The following is a 19,920-nucleotide window of genomic DNA, read 5'->3' as shown; positions in this document are numbered from 1 at the left end:
GCGTCGCCGCCATGGTGTCCATGCGCCACGAGAGCCTCGTGGATCTCTTCAAGAACCGCCCCTCCCTCGCCGCCGAGCTGCTGGCCGAGGCGCTCGGCGTCGCGCTGCCGGTCTACTCGGAAGCCCGCGTCGCCTCGGTCGCGCTGAACCAGACGCAGCCCGCGGAGTACCGCGCGGATCTCGTGATTGTCCTCCATGCAGGAGAGGCGCCCGCGCGCGTGATCGTCGTCGAGGCGCAGCTCAGGCGCGACGACGACAAACGGTTCACGTGGCCCGCCTACCTCGCGGTCGCGCGGGACCAGCACCGCTGCCCGGCCCACTTGCTCGTCGTCGCGCCCGACCCCGCGGTCGCCGCGTGGTGCGCGGAGCCGATCGAGCTCGGCGTGCCCGGCTTCGTCCTGCGTCCACCCGTGCTGCGCAGCGAGGACGTCCCCGTCGTGACGGACGTCGCCGAGGCGGCCCGCCGGCCCGAGCTCGCGGTGCTCTCGGCCATGGCCCACGGCGCCACCGATCGAGGAGCGGCCATCGCCGGCGCCGCGCTGCCCGTCATCCACGGGCTCGATGACGAGCGGGCCAGGTTCTACTACGATCTCGTGGTCATCTCCCTCAACGAGGCGGCTCGCCGGGAGCTGGAGGCAATGATGAAAGGCTACGAGTACCAGAGCGATTTCGCCAGGAAGTACATCGCGCTGGGTCGCGCCGAGGGTCGCGACGAGGGTCGCGACGAGGGTCGCGACGAGGGCCGCGACGAGGGCCGTGTCGAGGCGACGGCGCGCAGCGTGCTCACCGTGCTCCGAGTCCGCGGCATCGACGTGCCGGACGCCGTGCGCGAGCGCGTCATGGCCCAGAAGGATCCGGAGGTCCTGGAGCGCTGGCTCGAGCGGGCTGCCGCCGCCGCATCGCTGGCCGAGGTGCTCGACGAACCCAGCTGAGCTGGGCGCGGCGCACGGCGCTCCTGGTCCTGAGAGCGAGGATCAGCCGTCGGCGTCGAGGGTCGGCGTCGTCTCTTCGGTCACCAGCACGGGTGGCGCGTTGCCCTGCGCTCCACTTCCGCTTCCGCCGGGCGGGGGCTTGTCTCCGCCGGGCGGGGCCTTCTTGGCGGAGCTGCCGGAGCGGGCCTCGAACATCCAGGCGGCCTTGTTCAGCTCGGGAACGAGGATGGTTCCATCGACCCGGCGCGCCGCCCTGAAGGCGCGGAGGATCTTCTCGATCACGACCGCGACCCTCCCGTCCTGCAGATCGAGCGCCCGCTGCGTCACCCGCCGCCCGGCGGCGACCTGGACGCTGGCGATCCCGCGCACCCGCTGCGCCGTGGCCCGGAGCGAGGCCGCGCAGTCGGCGCCGACCCCGTAGTCCTCGAGGAGCTTCGCGTCCTGCACCGGATCCGCCCGCCGGGTCTCCTCGATGAAGCTCGCGAGCGCCTCGAGGCCCTTGGCGAGGCTCTCCGGGGAATCCGCGCGCCCCACCACGGCGTCGACCCGCGCCATGCGGCGCGCGCCGAGCGCGTTGCGCAGGCCGTCGTAGCAGAGGTCGCGCTCGCCGATGCCGTCGCGCATCGCGCTCCGCCCCTGCACCTCGAGCGCAGCCCGCGCGCCGGCCGCCTCGGTCGCCTCGGCGTCGTGCGACCGCTTCATCGCCTGGAGCCGGCCCGCCTCGGCGACGAGCAGCGGCAAGAGCGCGTCGGGCATGCGCACCTTGGCGCGCTGCGATCCGGAGAGCGAGCCCAGGATCCGCCGCGCGGAGGCGACGAAATGCGGGGCGTCATCGATGAGGCTCTGCGAATCGATGCGCGTGCCCTCCGCGACGAGGTCCTCCTCGGGGATGCCGGCGTACGTCCGCGCGGCGAACGCGCCGTCGGCGGGGCCGAGCTCGCGCGCGAGCGCGTCGAGGGTGACGGTGGCGGGTGAAACGGCAGGTGCCTCGGCCGGCGAGGTCGCCGGCGCGGGCTTCTTGGTCTTGGAAGTGGCCATGGGAGGAGAAGCTACGGGAGTGCGTCAAGGAAAGGAAAGCGGGCGCACCGCGGGGCAAGATCGCGTCGCGGCGATCCGGCCGGCGGGGGGACACCGCGCCGGCGTGGCAACAGGAGGCCGGCGATGGGGCGCGCGTGGTGGGGCGCGGCGCGCGCGCGCCGGGTGGACGGAACCGCGGCGGCGGGCGGCGCGCGCGAGAGCGACAGGCAGCCGCGCGCAAGCCAGGTCAGGCCAGCGCACCATCGGGGCCGAGGCGCGCGCGCGGCTCGGCGAGATGCGCGCACAGGCGGATCGAAGGAGCGCACGACGCGGGAGAGGCGCACGGGAAGCCCCTCATCCTCGCGCGCCACAGAGCTCGGGAACGCGCACGACGCATCCGAACGCGCGCACGACGCAGCGAGAACGCGCACACCACGCGCGGGTAATGAGCGCACAACGCACCGGGAACGAGCGCACAACGCATCGCGTCATCCCGGTGATCGATGTCCACGTTGCGCACGTCGTCCGGCAACAGCGGTTCGCGTGAATTGCAGCGGTTATCGAGATCCTGGAGGCGGTCGAACTCCATCCCCGGGAAGGTCGCCGCCGGTCCCAGGCGCGTCAGAGAAGTCGCGCCCCCGTCCGGCCCCCCCGGGTCACTCCACGAGCCCGCGCTCCCCCGCCGCTTCGTCCAGCCGCACGAACCTCGCTCCACCCCGCGCGGTCTCCTCCACGAACGCCCCCAGCGCCTCCATCCGCCTGCCGAGCGGCACCCGGAGCTCCGGCTGGTACGGCGCGAGCGCCTCGAGGCCGTCCCCCCGGTCGAGGAAGTCCATCCCGTGCAGCTCCAGGTTGACGAGCACCTCCCCGGCGCAGGCGCGCGCCAAGAGCCTCGCCCCCGTCGCGCCCGCGAGCCCCACGCTCGTCCCGATCACCGGCAGCCGCACGCCCGGCGTCACCTGGATCGGCAGCTCGACGAAGCGCCGCCCGCCGCGCCGGTACCACGGCCGCCCGGGCCGGTACGGCCGCCGCGGCGCCGCGAGCACCCGCGGGGTGTCGAGGATCGCCGCCGATCCCCTCCCCTTCGCGCGCTGCACCCCCATCGCGAGCGCCTTCGCCGCGTAGTACGCCGGGCACGGGAACACCGAGGAGTCGAACGCGACCCCGACCGCGTCGAGCGCGTCGAACAGCGCGTCGCTCACCGTGTACCCCGGCGCGCGGAAGCCCGTGGGCCGCCGGCCGACCGCCTCCGCGATCGCCTCGGCGCCCAAGAGGACGTCGGCCGCGATCGCGGGGCGCGGGAGCCGCGAGAGGTCGTACCGATGCGTGTACGAGTGGTTCTCGACCGCGTGGCCCGCGTCGCTCAGCGCGCGCAAGGCCGCCGCGCTCGCGGGGCGCGCGAGATCGCGGCCGATCGCGAACAGCGTGACCGGGATGCCGTGGGACGCGGCGAAGGCCGCGATGCGCGGCAGCGCCGTGTCATAGACGGCGCTCGGCGAGACCGCCGCCCCGGAGCGCTCCGGGACGGCGAGCCCGTGAATGGCGAAGTAGTTCGGGACCTCGTCGAGATCGATCGAGACAGCGGCGAGGCGCCCCCCCATCGGACCGCGTCAGCTCGCGGCCATCTTCGCCACCTCGGCGGCGAAGTCGTCCTCTTTCTTGGCGATGCCCTCGCCGCGCTCGTACCGCACGAAGCGCGTGAGCTTGACCTCGCCGCCGGCCGCCTTCGCCGCCGCCTCGCGCAGCTTGTCGATCGTCTGGCCCGCCACGCCGCGCGACGCCGCCTCGACCGACTCCTGCTCGATCAGCGCGACCTCCGAGAACCACTTGTTGAACTTGCCCTCGATGATCTTCGGCCACGCCGCCTCCGGCTTCGGCTTCGGATCCTCGCGGAGCTGCGCCTCGAAGATCTCCTTCTGCTTCGCCTTCAGCTCCTCCGAGACCTCGTCGCGACGGAGGACCAGCGGGCTCATCGCGGCCGCCTGCATCGCCGTGTCCTCGACGAACTTCTGGACCTCGGGGTGATCCGCCACCGCCTGGCTCGAGGTCTCGACCGCCACGAGCACGCCGATCTTGCCGCCGAGGTGCACGTAGGCGTGCGCGACGCCGTGCTTGCCCTCGGGGACCGACACCCGATCCCACCGCCGCACCGCGATCTTCTCGCCGATGCGCGCCGTCAGCTCCGTCGCGACGTCGGCGACCGGCTTGCCGCCGATCGAGAGCTGCGCGACGTCCGCGCCGTCCGCCGCCTTCTCGGCCGCGGCGAGCACGTCGCCGACGAACTGCCGGAACGCGTCGTTGCGGGCGGCGAAGTCGGTCTGGATGTTGACCTCGACCATCGTCGCGCTCCGCCGATCGGCCGCGACCACCGCGCGAACCTCGCCCTCGGTGGCGGACGCACCGGCCCGCTTGGCGCTCTTCGCGAGACCCTTCTTCAGGATGATCTCGACCGCCTTCTCCATGTCGCCCTCGGCCTCCGTGAGGGCGCTCTTGCAGTCGCTCATCCCCGCCTGGGTACGCTCACGAAGCTCCTTGATCGCCTGCGCATTGATGCCGGCCATGGCTCTTTCTCCTTCAACCTAGATAGGAAGAGGCCGCGCCGAGCGGCCCCTCTTCATCGCACTTCAGACTGGTAACCACGAGGGCCCGCGCGACGAGCCGCCGGACCGCAGAGGCACAGAGGGCGCAGAGGCGTGAAATTTTCATTTCTGTCCCCGCGCCCTCCGCGCTCCCGCGGTCCCCACCGCTCCGGGCGGCAGGCGACGTTGGTCACCCCGCCGCCCGAGCGCCGGGCCGCTCTCCGATGCGGCTCGCGCCGCGCTACGACGCCTGCTGCTGGCGCGGACCGCCGCGGCCGCCGCGGCCGCCCTGGTAGACGTTGATCTCGTCGCGCTGGCCGCGGCCGCCGGCCGGGGGCTGCGAGCCGTGCGCGCCCTCGCCGTGATCCTTGCGGCGCTGCGCGCCCTCGACGCACGCGTCCGCGACGCGCGCCGTGATCAGCCGGATCGAGCGGATGGCGTCGTCGTTGCCAGGGATCACGAAGTCGACGAGATCCGGGTCGCAGTTCGTGTCCGTGATGGCCACGACCGGGACGTTCAGCTTGCGCGCCTCGCTGATCGCGATCGACTCCTGGTGCGGATCGATCACGAAGATCGCCGCCGGCAGGCCGCCCATGCCCTTGAGGCCGCCGAGGTACTTCTCGAGCCGCTCGCGCTCCTTCTCGAGGCGGACGACCTCCTTCTTGAGCAGCTGCTCGTAGGTGCCGTCCTCCTTCATGCGCTCGAGGGTGCGGAGGCGATCGAGGCCCTGCTTGATCGTCCGGAAGTTCGTCAGCGTGCCGCCGAGCCAGCGGTTCGTGACGAAGTACATGCCGGCCCGGCGGGCCTCCTCCTGCACGATGTCCTGCGCCTGGCGCTTCGTGCCGACGAACAGCACGTGGCCGCCGCGGCCGACGGCGTCGGTCAGGAAGTCGTACGCGCGCTTGAAGAGCCGCGTCGTCTGGTCGAGATCGATGATGTGGATGCCGTTGCGCGCGCCGTAGATGAACGGCCGCATCTTCGGGTTCCAGCGCTTGGTCTGGTGGCCGAAGTGCACGCCCGCGTCGAGCAGCGAGCGGAGCGGGAGCGGGAAATCCCCCGGCTGGGGGGCAACGGCCTGCATGGTGTCGGCCGCCGGGGCGGATGCGGAGATGCTCGTATCGGTCACGGCTGTGTCCTTTCGGTTGGTCCGCCGCTCCCCCTCCCGCCGCCAACCCCACGCACGGACAGGAGCGTCCGAGCCGATGGGGCACCGGGCCGCGGAATGCCGTGGGTGCCAGGAGAGCGTGTGGATTTCGTCGCAGCGACGGCGAGGATTCGACCGCCGCTGTCCCCCTCATCACGAGACCGTGAGAAGGGGGCGGTTTGCTACCCCGATGCGCCGCGCTTGTCAAGCGGAGGCGGCCGTGAACACGGGGCCGATATTTTCAAGTATTTATGCAAGGTTGCGCGGGGTTATCGAGCCGCCGGAGTTATCGGGGTTATCAGAGCGAGCGCGCCGCGGCGTTCGGCGAGCGCGCCCGCGCCTCGCCTCGCCTCGCCTCGCCCCGCATGATTCCGACGCGGCCGTGCTGCGCGGGCGAGACCGCGCGCGGCACGAAACCGCTGCGCCGCGGGCCGCGGCGCGCCGTGTCCCGGCATCCACGATGGCGTACACTCGGCGCGTGCGAACCGCGTCACGACGCTTCCTTCCTGCACGCTTCGCCCCGATCTGCGCAGGCCTCGCGGTCGTCTCCGCCTGCATCGCCACGGCCCCGAGCGGCATCCGCCGGCAGACCGACGGCGACGGGGGCGGCGGCGGCGACTTCGGGGTGGATCCGCAGACCACGTCCTCGTCGTCCAGCACCGGGCTCCCGGACGCCGATCCGCACGCCCTGCTCGGCGCGGACCCGACGCACGGCCCGTTCAACGGGGGCCAGCGCGTCCTGCTCCACGGAAACGGCTTCAGCTCCAAGGTCCGCGTCTGGTTCGGCGACGTCGAGGTCGATCCGTCCGCGATCGTGCCCATCGATCCCAGCCGGGTCCAGGTGGTGGCGCCGCCGGGCGCGGCCGGGCCGGTGGAGCTCGCGGCGCAGAACGGCGACGACGCCTCGACCCGACGATCGCTGCCGGGCGGCTACGTCTACGACGCGCTCTATGCGTCGCCGTCGAGCGGGCCCATCTCGGGCGGCACGGCGATCGAGCTCATCGGGCAAGGCACGCGCTGGGACGCGACGACCGTCGCCAGGATCGGTCAGAAGCCCTGCACGTCGCTGGCCGTGCTCGGGCCGACCCGGCTCGCCTGCACCGTGCCCCAGGGCACGCCCGGCGCGAAGACGATCTCGGTGACGACCGGCGACGAGACGATCCTCGTGCTCGACGGCTACACCTACGAGGACAGCCAGAACGGCTACAAGGGCGGGCTCAGCGGCGGCCACCTCGCCGGTCGGCTCAAGGTCCTCGTCTACAACAACTTCACCGGCGACCCGATCCCGGGCGCGCGCGTGGTCGTGGGCAGCAGCCTCTCGTCCGCGCTGCTCGGCGAGGCCGACGCGTCCGGCGTCGCCGTGTTCGAGGACGCGTCGCTCGACGCCCCGCGGACCGTCACCGTCGCCGCGACGTGCCATAGCCCGATCTCGTTCGCCTCCGTGCCCGTCGACACGGTGACCGTGTACCTCGACCCGGTGCTCACGCCCGCCTGCGGCGCCTCCGGCGATCCGCCCCCGCCCGTCGGCGGCAAGGTGGGCAGCGCGGCCGTGCTCGACGGCGAGCTCGTCTGGGACACGGCGCTGGACCCCGGGGCCGCCGCGTGGGGCAACATCCCGAGCCCGCAGCGCGAGACCGAGCGCAAGGCGGCGTACGTGTTCACGACGGGGGCCGACCCGCTCGCGACCTTCCAGCTGCCGCCCGAGTACCAGGCGATCACCCCGGACACGCCGGGAGAGCTCGGGCACGGGTTCACGATGTACCTCGCGCCCGGCAACCGCTCGATCTACGCGCTCGCGGGCGTCGAGGATCGATCGACGGACCCGCCCCGCTTCACCGCGTACGCGATGGGGATCGTCCGCGGGATCCCGCTGCTGCCGAACCGGGTGACGACGGACGTGTTCGTGCGGATCGATCAGCCGCTCGATCACGCCCTCACGATGGAAGTCACCGCGCCCGCGAAGGGGCCGAAGGGGCCGGATCGGATCAAGGCGAACGTGTCCTTGATGATCGGCAACGACGGGTTCGCCACGCTGCCCGCCGGCGCCCAGAGCCCGCTGATCCCGTTCGACGGGCGGCTGTCGTTCGTGGGCGTCCCGCCGCTCAACCGCGATCTGCTCGGCGCGAGCTATCACTCGTCGGCGCGCGCCGTCACCGGCCAGGCCGGGCTCGCGCCGCTGTCCGTCGTCGGCCGCGCGCTCTCGACCACCACGAGCGCGCCGGTGCGCATCGGCGATTTCGTGGGCGTTCCGACCCTGGAGACGCCGGCGCAGAACGGCGCCTGGGACGGCGCGCACCTCGCGACGTCGTTCGCCGCAGGCGCGCCCGTGGACCTCAGCGTCTACGACATCGCGAGCGGCAGCGGCCTCATCCGGTGGACCGTGGCCGTGCCCGCCGGGTCGCACGCCGTCGAGCTGCCCGACATCCGGCAGCTCGGGCTCGATCACGGCGCGCTGCCGCCGGGGCCGGTCACCATCGGCGTGTACGGGGCGCGGATCGACGGCTTCGATTACGGCAAGCTCGTCTACCGGCAGCTCACGCCGCAAGGGATGTCGGCGTACTCCCTCGACAGCTTCAGCGCGCACCTGTGATGAGCGAGCCGCCCCCCCCGACGCGATCACGCAGGTCACGCCGCCGCGCCCGCCCGCGGCGCGCGGCGGCCGCCGCCCTCCTCGCCGCCGCGGCGCTCGCGCTCGCGCCGAGCTGCTTCGACAGCGGCCTCCGGTGGGGCGAGGTCCCGGACGATCCGCCGCCGCCCCCGCCGTGCACGGCCGGCGAGATGCGGTGCGGCGCGGAGCTCTCGCGCTGCGAGGAGACCGCGGCCGGGCCGGCGTGGGTGACGCTCGAGGACTGCGCCGCGCAGGGGCTCGTGTGCGCGTCGATCGACCTCGGGTGCAGGGAGTGCGTGCCCGGCGTGACGTCGTGCCGAGGGCAGGACGTCGTGACGTGCGCGCCGGACGGCAGCTTCGGCGGCGTGCTCGAGACGTGCGATCCGGACGCCGGCGAGGCGTGCCGCGGCGGCGGCTGCCTCCACCTCTGCGCGGCCGCCGAGGTCGAGCGGAGCAACGTGGGGTGCGAGTACTGGGCGGTCGATCTGGACAACGCGCTGATCGACGCGACCAGCAACGCGGCGGCGCAGCAGTTCGCGGTGGTGATCTCGAACCCGCAGCCGGACGTGCCCAACGAGGTCCACATCTTCCAGGACGACGGCGCGCCGGGCGATCCGCCCGCCCCCGTGGAGATCGCGAGCGCGCTGATCGCGCCGCTCTATCTCCAGGTGTTCAAGCTCGGGCCGCGCGAGGTCGATGGCAGCCCGGAGGGCGAGTACAACGCGGGCACGCACACGGCGCTGACGCGGCACGCGTACAAGATCACCTCGAAATTCCCCGTCGTCGCCTACCAGTTCAACCCGCTGGAGAACGTCAACGTGTTCTCCAACGACGCCTCGCTCCTGAAGCCGCGCGAGGCGCTGACGTACAGCCCGGGCGCGCTGTCGACGGCGTACGTGGTCGCCGGGTGGCCGCAGACCATCGCGAGCACGGACGATCCGGACACGAACTTCGATCCGCTGAACCCGACCGATCTGCGGGCGTTCTTGACCATCGTCGGGACGCGCGAGGACACGACGGTGCAGGTGAAGACGACGGCGAAGATCGTCGGCGGCGGGCCGGTCCCGGAGACGCCGGCGGGCGGGTCGATCGAGGTCAAGCTCGGCGCGTTCGACGTGCTCAACCTGGAGACCGGCGGGTTCAACGAGGACTTCACCGGCTCGGTCATCAAGGCCGACCAGCCGATCGCGGTCTTCACCGGCGGCGAGGCCTCGGACGCGCCCCACTTCCCGAAGCTCGCGGATCGGCGCTGCTGCGCCGATCACCTGGAGGACCAGCTCGACCCGATCCGCGCGACCGGCAAGCGCTTCGCCGTGCCGCACACGCCGAACCGGTCGCAGACGGTGAAGCAGGCAGGCGCGCAGATCGAGGTCGTGCCCGAGCCGGAGTTCGTCAGGATCATGGCCGTGAGCAGCAAGGGCGCGGCGATCACGACGACGCTGCCGCCGCCGGACGACCGGATCACGCTGTCGTCGCAGGGCGAGTTCCACGAGGTGATGGCGTGGGGCGACTTCGTGATCGACAGCTCCGAGCCGGTCATCGTGTCGCAGATCATGGCCAGCCAGAACGCGACCGGGGTGCGGCAGGGGCTGCCGGGCGGAGACCCGAGCCTCGTCATCCTGCCGCCGATCGAGCAGTTCCGGCAGGACTACGTGTTCCTGACGCCGGACAAGTACGCGTTCGACTTCATCTCCGTGATCGCGCCGCCGTCCGCCGTCGTGCGGCTCGACGGCGTCGCGCTCGGCCCGGAGGAGTGCGAGATCGCGCCCGCGGACGGGCTCACCGACGAGCAGCGCGGGGGCCGCGCGCCGCCGTTCGTCGTCTACCGCTGCCAGCTGAGCTTCGCGTCGATCGATCCGACGCTGCCGGCGCCGGACAACGTCCGGCCCGGGCGGCAGCGCGACGGCGTGCACCGGATCGCGGCCTCCGCGCCCGTGGGGCTGCTCGTCACGGGGTTCGACTCGTTCGTGAGCTACGCGTACGCGGGCGGCACCGAGCTTCGGGAGATCGCGGCGCCGGACTGAGCCGCGGTCATTTGCCGGCGCCGCCGAGCAGCCCCTTCAGCTTCGCCACGAGGCGGAGCGCGTCGAGCGGCGCGAGCCGATCGACGTCCACGGAGCGGAGGGTCTCGAGGACGGCCGCCTGCTCCGGCGTCACGGCGGCCTGCGCCGGGACGAACAGGTCGAGCTGCGCGGCGCCGCCGCGCGTGCGGCCGCGGAGCGAGGCGTGCTTGCCGCCCGGCAGCGCGGCGCCCGACTCCAGGGTCGCGAGGATCGCGCGGGCGCGCGCGAGCACGCCCTCGGGCACGCCCGCGAGCCGCGCGACCGCCACGCCGTAGCTGCGGCTCGCGGGGCCAGGCTCGAGCTTGTGCAGGAAGATCACGTCGTCGCCGTGCTCGCGCGCGGCGACCGAGTAGTTCGCGATGCCCGGCGCGCGCGCCGAGAGCTCGGTCAGCTCGTGGTAGTGCGTCGCGAACAGGGCGCGGCAGCCGATCGCGTCGAACAGGTGCTCGGCCACCGCCCAGGCGATCGCGAGGCCGTCGTAGGTGCTGGTGCCGCGGCCGATCTCGTCGAGGATCACCAGCGAGCGCCGCGTGGCGTCGCGGAGGATCTCGGCCGTCTCCCGCATCTCGACCATGAACGTGCTCTCGCCCCGCGCGACGTTGTCGCTCGCGCCCACGCGCGAGAGGATCCGGTCGACGAGGCCGATCTCGGCCTCGCGCGCCGGCACGTAGCTGCCCATCTGCGCGAGCACCACGATCAGCGCGACCTGGCGCATGAGCGTCGACTTGCCGGCCATGTTGGGGCCCGTGATCAGCCAGAGCCGCTCGCCCGAGAGATCGAGGCGGGTGTCGTTCGGCACGAAGTGCCCCGCGGCCGCGTAGCGCTCGACCACGGGGTGGCGGCCGTCGCGGATCGCGATCGCCTCGCCGGCCGTGACGTGCGGCCGCACGTAGTCGTTGCGGTGGGCGACGTCGGCGAGGGCGGCGGCGACGTCCCACGCCGCGAGCCTGCGCGCGAGGGCGCGGAGGCGGCCCTCGCTCTTCGCCACGAGGCCCCGCAGCCGATCGAAGAGCGAGGCCTCGCGCTCCAGCGCGCGCGCGCCGGCGTGCTCGATCTTGTCGGCGAGCTCGTCGAGCTCGTCGCTCGTGTAGCGCTCGCCGGTCGCGACGGTCTGCTTGCGGCGGAAGCTGTCCGGGACCTTGGCGACGTGCGCGCGCGTCACCTCGATGTACCAGCCGAAGACGCGCGTGTACTTGACCCGGAGCGACGGCGCGCCCGTCTGCGAGCGCAGCTTCGCCTCGAGCGCGAGGATGAGCTCGGTCGCGTTCTTCTCGACGGCGCGCGCCTCGTCGAGCTCCTTGTCGTAGCCCTCGCGGAAGATGCCGCCCTCGCGCGCGTTCGGCGGCGGCCGCTCGATCAGCGCGGCGGTGAGCTCGGCGCAGACGTCGGCGGCGACGTCCACGGCCGCCGCCTCGGCGAGCAGCGGCGCCGCGCCCCCGTCGCCGAGATCGGGGATCGACCGGACCGCGGCGACCGCCGCCGGGGCCGCCGCGAGGCCGTCGCGCAGGCAGCCGAGGTCGCGCGGCGTGGCCTCGCCGAGGAGCGCGCGGACGCTGAGGCGCTCGAGGTCGCCGACGCCGCCGAGCGCCTCGCGCAGCTCGCCGCGGGCGCGCGGGTTCGCGACGAAGAGCTCGACCTCGTCGAGGCGGCGGCGGATGGCCGCGACGTCGGCGAGCGGCGTGAGCAGGCGGCGGCGCAGGAGCCGGGCGCCGCCCGGGGTGACCGTGCAGTCGACGACGTCGAGCAGCGTGCCGCGGCGGCCGCCGTCGGCGGCCCGCGCGAGCTCCAGGTGCGCCTGGGCCGTCTCGTCGATGCGCAGCGTGCCCGAGGTGTCGTGCGGGGCGATGCGCCGCACCGGGATGCGCGCGCCGGGGCTGCAGCGGCGCGCGAAGCGCAGCGCCCGCGCCGCCGCGCGCACCGCCGGGAGCGGGTGCTCGGCCAGCGCCGCGGCCGAGATCGGCTCGATCGCGGCGTCGTCGAGGATCGACGCGACGTCGGCGCTGTCGAGCTCGTCGTCGTCGCGCAGCGCCGCGCGGCAGGAGAGCGAGGTCGCGGCCGCGCGGATGTCCGGCAGATCCCGGGCGATCAGCGCCTCGCGCGGATCCGCCCGGGAGAGCTCCGCGAGCAGCGTCGCGGCGTCCGGGACCGAGGTGGCCGAGAGCTCGCCCGTCGAGAGATCGAGCAGCGAGAGGCCGTACGGCCCGCTCGCCGCGCCGGCCTCGCCGGCGTCGCCCCGCCGCGCGCCGCCGCCGTCGACGGCCGCGAGGTAGTGGTTGGCGCGCGCGTCGAGCTGCTCGGTGTCGGTCACGAGCCCCGGCGTGACGACGCGCACCACCTGCCGCGGCACGAGCCCCTTGATCTTCGACGGGTCCCCGCACTGCTCGCAGATCGCCACCTTGTGGCCGAGCGCGAGGAGCCGCGCGATGTACCCGTGCGCCGCGTGGTGCGGGACGCCGGCCATGGGGACCTCCTCGGGCTCCCCCTTGTTGCGGCTCGTGAGCGTCAGGTTCAGCGCGCGCGACACGAGGACCGCGTCGTCGTTGAACATCTCGTAGAAGTCGCCCATCCGGAAGAAGAGGATCGCGTCCGGGTGGAGCGCCTTCGCGTCCTCGTACTGGCGCATCACCGGCGTGAGCTTCTTCCTGGCCGCGGGCTGCTCGGACAGTTGCATCGCCGGGGTTTTAACCGCGACGCCCGGTGAGGTCTACGCGGGACTCGCGCGTTTGCAGCGCGTTGTTCCCGCGGTTTTCGTGGAAAACTCGGCGCAGAAACCGGAATGGCGCGCGAGCTCGGCGACCGGCTCAGTGGAACTGGCGCACGACCTCGACGCCGTTTCCGCCGAGCAGGATCAGGCCCTCGAACGAGCCGTCGGTGACGGCGATCTCCCCGGTCGCCGGGACGGGCCGGATGGCCTGGGGCTGGAGCTCCACCTTGTTCCTGACGAGGTCGATGAAGAGGGGGTTGAACGCGCCCTGGGTGGTGAAGCGGAACTGCATGTCCTGCTCGGGCACGCCGCCCGTGATGGCGAAGCGGAACATCGGGTTGAGGAACGCGCCCGGCGCGCCGTCGGTCACCCGCCCGTCGACGAGCGTGTGCGCGACGCGCCCGTTGAGCCGCGCGAGGCGCGCGTCGCACGAGTTGCGGCACCTGCCCGTCTCGGGATCGGCGATCACGTGGTGCAGGAAGCCGGTCGCGTTGCTCCGGACCACCCACTGGCGCGCCGGGCGGACGTCGAGCTGCACCTCGCCGGGGAAGCAGCACGCCGCGAACGCGACCTCGTCGACGGCGGGATCGCGCGACTCGAGCGCGAGGCGGTCCTCGTAGGCCTCGGCGACGCGGAGCCCCGGGCGCGACGTGATGACGCTGCCGTACTTCGCGTTGCAGCTCTCGAACGAGCACACGGCCGGATCGACCTCGTCCCAGTAGCCGGCGTCCTCGCCGGGGAGCTCGGACGTGATCTGCACGAAGTCGGCGAGCTCGGCCGCCTGCGCGTCGGCCTCGCCCTCGGGGGCGCCGGCGGCGAGCAACTGCTCCCTGACGCTGGCCCGGCTCTGCACGCCGCGGCGGCAGAAGCGGGCGTCGCCGCTCCTCACGGCGCCCTCGTCGAAGTGGACGAAGGTCCGCGTGAAGCCGGGGAGCGTCCCCTCGAAGGTGACGGTCCACGCCTCGTTGACGAGGTGCACGCGGGGGTCCTCGAGGTTCATCGCCAGGGCGTGCTGCGGCTCGCCGGACCTCACCACGAGCCCCTGCTCGTCGAGCGCGCTCTCGCCGGCGTCGGCCGACGCGATCGCCTCGCGCTGGGCGCCCACCGCGAGCGCGAGCGCCGGCGCCTCCGGCTCGGGCGGGAGCGTGGCGCGCATCTTCGGGCTCTCCGCGGAGAGCTGCACGACCGTGCCGATGCGATCGTAGAGGATCGGCAGGCTTTGCACGCCGGGCTCGAGGACGCCGGCGGCGTCGTTCGTCGCGACGTATTCCTCCGAGCGGAGCGCGTGCGGGAGGACGACGTTGCAGGAGACCTCGCCGCTCGTCTTGAGCGGATCGCCGCCGGCAGGCGCCCCGGCGCAGCCCGCGCGGGCGCTCTGCTGCTCGGGCCCGCGGCAGGCCGCGTCGAGGTCGTCGACGTCGACGACCGCGACCTGGCCGTTCGTGAGCGCGAGGTACGCGAACGAGCCGCGGAGCTTGAGCGGGCCGGCGCCGGCGTCGCGGCCCGGCGACGTGCGGTACAGCGTCTCGAGGTCGCACGAGGCGACGTTGATGTCGCACTGCTTGAGGCCCGGATCGGGATCGCACCGGAGGCCCTCCGGCGCCACGCCCGTCGCGGGGAGGATGGCGGGGGCGTCGCGATGGATGATCGCGAGATCGCGGACCGGCGCGGTCAGCCGGATGCGGTCGGGGGGCTGGAACGGGTTCCACTCCGGATGGGGGCGCGCGAGCGGCGACCGGCTGGACGCGCCGTCGCTCACGTCGAAGACCATGACGCTGCCGTCGCCCGCGTCGACCGCGTAGAGATAGCGGCGGAAGTCGGGCGGCAGCGCCTGGCTCACCGCGATGCGGCTCGTCGTGACGACGCGCGCGGGGTCGAGCGTCGACGCGGGCAGGAGCGGGGGCAGCTCGGCCGGCGCGCAGGGCGTCGGGAGGTGGACGACGTGGATCACCGGCGCGTCGAGATCGCCGATGAACAGCCGGTCGCCCGCGAGCGCGAGCCCCGCGGGCCGGGGCGATGCGACCGCCTGCGCGGGGGTCGCCGGGGTCTCCGGCTGGACGCACGCGGCGGGGCCGTCCGGCGCCTCGTCGGGCGCCGGGGCGGGCGGCGAGAGGGGCAGCGAGACGTCGAGGGGGACCCACCGCTCCACCTCGCACGGCGCGAACCCGCCCTCCTGGTACCGCTCGTCCTGGAGGAGCGTCTGCGCGTCGATCACGGCGAAGCCGCCGAGCTCGGGCATGCTCACGAGGAGCTTCTGCCGGCCGAGCCCCTCCTGGCTCAGGTCGCCGCCCCCGCCGCCGCAGGCGTCGGCGGCCGCCTCGGCCTCCTCGGGGCTCGCCGGCTCGACGTCGTAGGCGCCCGAGCACGAGGCCCGCAGCTTGCCGTCGGGAGCCGGCGGATCGGAGGCGAGCAACACCTCGCCTGGCGGCGAAGGGAGCGAGCACGCCGGCCACGAGGTGAGCGACGGGACCGGACAGCCGGTGCGCGGCACCACCTTCGCCGACGGGAGCGCGAAGATGCCCGAGCGCCCCGGCTCGGCGACGGCGACGAACGACGCGGTGCCGCCCGGCGTCGCGATGATGTCGACCGGCTGGGCGCCGACCGGGAGGAAGCTCGCGCCGGGCGTGCCCGTGTCCTGATCGAGGATCGGCGCGCTCTCGGTGGTCAGGTCGATGACCGCGATCTCGCCGCGCAACGTCTGCGTCACGAGGGCGTAGAGGTGCGGCAGCGTGGCCTTGCCCCCGCTGGCCGCGTCGACGCCGAAGTCGCTGGGCGACTTGGCCGTGCGGTCGCCGCAGTCGGTGATCGGCAGCGATCGCACCACGCCCGGCGCGTTCGGATCCGGCCGGTCGACGGCGAGGCAGACGAAGGCGCTCTGGCCGGACTGGGACAGCGCCTCGACGGCGACGGGCTCGGGGTCCTCGGCGCACCCGGCGAGCGCCAGGACGGAGGCAGGGGCGATGACCGCGGCGCGCAGCTTCATTGGGACTCCCGGGGCGGGACCGGCGTGCCCACCGTGAGGATCATCGATGGGGGCATGGTCTTGCGCAGGTCGAGGTCGACGACGCCGAGGTACGAGTCGGTAAAATGCGCGATGTACATGAGGGAATAGGGTTCGCAGCCGTCGCTGCCCGGCGCGCAGTCGCAGCGCTCCTTCTCGTCGCCGCAGGCGTAGCCCGTGTCGAACGCGAGCGCCTGCGGCCCGCGCCCGGTGGTGATGACGGCGTCGATCTCGCGCGCTTCCGGGTCGTAGGAGAAGACGCGCCCCGCGTCGAACGCGGCCGCGAAGACCCGCCGGTGGCGCTGGTTGTCCGCCCCGATCACCTCGCCCACCTCGACCCGCGACGGGTAGGCGGCGAGCGGCGCGGCGTCGCCGATCTCGACCGTCTCGTGCGCCGATGCCCACCGCTCCTCGGGCCTCTCGGGATCGGCCGATGCGTTCTCGACCAGGGTCGTGATCACCTTCCCGATGATCAGCGAGTTCGGGAAGCGGTGCGCCACGTACAACTCGAGCGGGATCTCCGTGCACCGCGCGAGGCACGCGTAGTCGGCGTCCCCGCAGCCCGCCTCGCACGCCTGCCGCTCGTGCGCGTCGATCGCGATGCCGCGGGAGTCGGTGCCGTTCGCGAGCGCGGTGATCTGGGTGGCGTCCGACTGGGAGAGGAGCGCCGCCGCGCCCTCGGACGCTTCCCGGTAGCGGATGAGGTCGAGCTGCGGCGACGCGATGTACGTGAGCGCGAACGCGGGCTGGTAGTCGATCTCCTGGTCGGCCGCCTTCAGCTGGGTGATGAGGCGCGGGCGCGGCACGGCCGCGAGCTCCGTGGGGCCGAGGGCGAGATCCGTGAGGACCGCGGCCAGCTGCGGCCTCTTCCCGCGCTCCCACGGGTTCACGATGACGCTCGCGGTGTCCTCCGTCTGGTGCGAGACGACGACGCTCGTCCCGTCCGGGCCGGCGGCGATGCCGAACGGCTCGAGCGGCAGCTTGCGCCGGAGGAGCTCCTGGCCCGGATCCTCGCCGATGCGGTGGTCTCGGCCGCAGCGCCCCCCCGCCTCGGCCGCGCCGCAGTCCAGCTGAAAGCAGGCGTCCCCGCTGCAGCGCTGCGCGTCGGGGGCGTCGAGCCGGTCGTCGGCGACGTCGAAGAAGGTCACCGACGGGTCGCCGCGGACGGGCACGAACAGCCGCGCCTTGGGCGCGTCCGCGTCGCCGCCGAGGAGCGGCCGGTGCACGAGGAGGATGTTCGACGCGAACGCGCCGATGACGGCCGAGCTCCGCACGACCTCCTCGTCGCCCTGGAGGGAGGAGAGATCGAGCGGCGCGCACGGCCCCGGGTAGAGCAGCGGCGCAGGGTTGGCGCCGAGGCCCACGGCCCCGCACGCCGCGCTCACGGTGACGCCGTCGCCCGCTTCGGCCGGCGCGAGCGACGCCTGGAGCGCGAGCGCCCGCTTGCGCAGCCGCTGGAGATCCAGCGCCTGGACCGTGCCGCCGTTGTACTGGAGATCGAAGTCCGAGTTCGCGACGTAGAGGACCCGGCCGCCCGGGGACGCCGCCAGGCCGGTCGGGAAATAGAGCCCTTTGCCCGGCGGCGGGAGCCCCTCGCTGTCGACGAAGCAGCCGGCACCCCCGAGCCCGCCCAAGATCGAGGCCGCGAGGCCCACGCCGACGATGCGAGGTGTCTGGAGAAGTGCGCGGCCGAGCTTCATGCGGGCGCGGAGACTAGTCAGCGGCACGAGCACTGGCAACCCGCTCCACGAGTTCGTTTGCGGCGGACGCGCGCGGCGCACGCCGGCGCGAGCGTCGGCGCGCGAAGCCGGCCCCCGAGAGCGCGCGGCGCCGAGCGGCAGCGCGACGTCCCGAGCGCGGTCCCGTTCCGTACGCGCGCTGGGCCCTCCCCGCGCGATCACGGCGCGCCCTCGAGCGCTGGGCCCTCTCCGTAGGAGCGCCGCGGCGCCCCTCTCGTCTTCCAGGGCGCGGGCGAGGCGGGCCGTGCGCCGCGCGGCCTCGCCGCGGCCTCCGCGGGCGTCTCGGCGAACAAGGACCGAGGCGCTCGCTCCTCCGGTGGCCGCGGGGCGTGCCGCGGCGCAGCACGCCCCGCGGCCGGCGCCGGCGAGCGCACACAGCGTGGCGGCGCCGCCGCCCGCGAGGTGTGCTGTGGCGCCCGCCCGCCAGCGCGCGCCCGGCGACAGGACGCAACGTCGCTCTCCTGCGCCGATTGGTACCCAAGGTGCGCCCTTCCGGCGCGGGCTCCGCTGCCGAGGCCGGGGCAAGATCGATCGCCGTCGTCCGTCCCCCTGCATGTTGATCTCGGAGACGCGGCGCGCCTTTGCTACGTTGGTCGCCGGGACATGGCCGATCTCGCAGCCGCCCTTGTCATGGGAATCGCCCTTCTCGGGCTGATCTATTGGTATTTTCGTTCGAACAACGGCGACCGGGCACGGCCGCGCGCGGCGACGACGCCGTCGCACGGTGGCCCAGGCGCCGAGGCCCTCGATGAGGGGGAGGCAGATCTCGAAGGCTCAACCGGCGCAGCAGGCCCGCAGGAAGGCGTGCCCGCGGGCGAGAGCTCTCACGCGAAGACCACGGGTGGACACGGCCGCGCGGAGCGCGTCTCGGGCGCCGACTGGAAACGTGCGAACGGGCCGGCGCGCCGCGACGACGACGATGACGCCTTCGACGACGACGACGACGACCTGACGCTGATCACGCTGGCGCCGCCGGAGGTGCTGCAGAGCACGATCAAGCGCCCGAGCGCGCCGTCGTACGGCGGCGACGACGACGACGACGATGACGACGATGAGCACGAGCGCGAGGAGCCCTCCGCCGTCCCGATCATCTACGACGACGAGGCGGCCGTGGACGAGCCGACGAGCTCGTCGCCGCTCCTGCTCATCAGCGCCGTCGGGCAGACGGATCCCGGCCAGAAGCGCAAGAAGAATGAGGACTGCTACCTCTGCCTTGACGAGCACTACCTGTTCGCCGTGGCGGACGGCATGGGCGGCCACGCGGGCGGCGACGTCGCCAGCCGCCTCGCGGTCGACACGATCGCGCGGGCGTTCAAGGACCCGTCGTTCTTGGACAACGACGCCGAGAGCCCCTACCCCGACGTCCCCCGCCGCGGCAGCGAGCTCGCCGTGGCGATCCAGCGGGCGAACCAGGCCATCTACGAGCGCGCCCACGCCGAGCGGAGCCTCACCGGCATGGGCACGACCCTCGTCAGCGCCCGGTTCTCGCCCAACAAGCAGCGCCTCTACATCGGCCACGTGGGCGACAGCCGCTGTTATCGCCTCCGCGACAACGAGCTGACGCAGCTCACCACCGATCACACGATGGGCGCCGCGGGGATCACCGGGCCGATGGCCAACCACCTGAGCCGCGCGATCGGGATTTCCCCCGCGGTCAAGGTCGACCTGATCATCGCTCGCCCGCACCCCGGCGACGTCTACCTCCTCTGCTCCGACGGCCTGTCGAAGATGACGACGCACGAGGCCATCCGCGACATCCTCCTCGCCGAGCCCGATCCCGAGAAGGCATCGCAGGCGCTCATCGAGAAGGCGAACGCGGGCGGCGGCCGCGACAACATCACCGTCATCCTCGTCCGCGTCAGCGACCCCAAGGATCTCGCGCGGCTCGCCTCGCGGGCCGGCGCGGGCGCCGGCGCGAGCGCCGGCGCGGGCTGATCGCCCGGCGGCCTCTCCCCCTCTCTCGTCCTCTCCCCCTCCCTCGTCCTCTCCCCCTCCCATCGACATCGACCCCGCACAGCGCCGGCCGAACGGCCCGCGCTGTCGGCGGAGCGCGCGCGCACGCGCTCGTCGCGCGCCATTCGCGCGCCGTTTGGCCGCTCTTACGGACAGCGTGCTTCGATTGCCATGAATACG

Annotated in this window: 12 protein-coding genes; 4 read left to right on the top strand and 8 right to left on the bottom strand. The window is 73.5% G+C overall.

Going from position 1 to position 19,920, the window contains the following annotated elements; all coding sequences use genetic code 11:
- Positions 1-20: 20 nt before the first annotated feature.
- On the top strand, positions 21-932 hold the full coding sequence (locus tag WMF26_RS18805) for a hypothetical protein (RefSeq protein ID WP_438001437.1): 912 nt from the start codon (positions 21-23) through the stop codon (positions 930-932).
- A 42-nt stretch (positions 933-974) separates the two neighbouring features.
- On the opposite strand, the gene WMF26_RS18800 is transcribed toward WMF26_RS18805, so the two are convergent.
- From WMF26_RS18800 to rpsB, 5 genes are all read right to left on the bottom strand, one after another.
- Entirely contained in the window at positions 975-1,970 is a 996-nt protein-coding gene (locus WMF26_RS18800; RefSeq protein WP_438001436.1) for a hypothetical protein, read from the bottom strand.
- Positions 1,971-2,196: 226 nt separating this feature from the next.
- Positions 2,197-2,538, bottom strand: coding sequence for a hypothetical protein (locus WMF26_RS18795; RefSeq protein WP_438001435.1), 342 nt, complete (start codon positions 2,536-2,538; stop codon positions 2,197-2,199).
- Positions 2,539-2,605: 67 nt separating this feature from the next.
- Entirely contained in the window at positions 2,606-3,550 is a 945-nt protein-coding gene (locus tag WMF26_RS18790; RefSeq protein WP_438001434.1) for a polysaccharide deacetylase family protein, read from the bottom strand.
- A 9-nt stretch (positions 3,551-3,559) separates the two neighbouring features.
- Positions 3,560-4,510: a translation elongation factor Ts gene (gene tsf, locus WMF26_RS18785; protein ID WP_438001433.1), complete on the bottom strand. Its 951-nt coding sequence runs from the start codon at positions 4,508-4,510 to the stop codon at positions 3,560-3,562.
- Positions 4,511-4,769: 259 nt separating this feature from the next.
- Positions 4,770-5,654, bottom strand: a complete 885-nt coding sequence (rpsB, locus tag WMF26_RS18780) for a 30S ribosomal protein S2 (RefSeq protein ID WP_437320660.1) — start codon at positions 5,652-5,654, stop codon at positions 4,770-4,772.
- Positions 5,655-6,150: 496 nt separating this feature from the next.
- On the opposite strand from rpsB, the gene WMF26_RS18775 reads away from it, so the two are divergent.
- A complete protein-coding gene (locus WMF26_RS18775) occupies positions 6,151-8,262 on the top strand; it encodes an IPT/TIG domain-containing protein (protein ID WP_438001432.1) in 2,112 nt (703 codons plus the stop codon).
- Positions 8,262-10,304, top strand: a complete 2,043-nt coding sequence (locus WMF26_RS18770; protein WP_438001431.1) for an IgGFc-binding protein — start codon at positions 8,262-8,264, stop codon at positions 10,302-10,304. The genes WMF26_RS18775 and WMF26_RS18770 overlap by 1 nt, the downstream gene beginning before the upstream one ends.
- A gap of 7 nt (positions 10,305-10,311) precedes the next feature.
- Here WMF26_RS18770 and mutS read toward each other — a convergent pair whose 3' ends face one another.
- The 3 genes from mutS to WMF26_RS18755 form a co-directional block, all read right to left on the bottom strand.
- On the bottom strand, positions 10,312-13,014 hold the full coding sequence (gene mutS / locus WMF26_RS18765; RefSeq protein ID WP_437338366.1) for a DNA mismatch repair protein MutS: 2,703 nt from the start codon (positions 13,012-13,014) through the stop codon (positions 10,312-10,314).
- Positions 13,015-13,144: 130 nt separating this feature from the next.
- Entirely contained in the window at positions 13,145-16,030 is a 2,886-nt protein-coding gene (locus WMF26_RS18760; RefSeq protein ID WP_438001430.1) for a hypothetical protein, read from the bottom strand.
- Entirely contained in the window at positions 16,027-17,748 is a 1,722-nt protein-coding gene (locus WMF26_RS18755) for a hypothetical protein (RefSeq protein WP_438001429.1), read from the bottom strand. The genes WMF26_RS18760 and WMF26_RS18755 overlap by 4 nt, the downstream gene beginning before the upstream one ends.
- 669 nt (positions 17,749-18,417) lie before the next feature.
- Here WMF26_RS18755 and WMF26_RS18750 point away from each other — a divergent pair.
- Positions 18,418-19,722 carry a PP2C family protein-serine/threonine phosphatase gene (locus WMF26_RS18750; protein WP_438001428.1) on the top strand — a complete coding sequence of 435 codons (1,305 nt, stop codon included), beginning with the start codon at positions 18,418-18,420 and terminating at the stop codon, positions 19,720-19,722.
- Positions 19,723-19,920: the final 198 nt, after the last annotated feature.

The organism is Sorangium sp. So ce185, assembly GCF_051526825.1.
GTDB lineage: Bacteria > Myxococcota_A > Polyangia > Polyangiales > Polyangiaceae > Sorangium > Sorangium cellulosum_D.
This window is presented reverse-complemented; position numbering and strand designations above follow the sequence as displayed.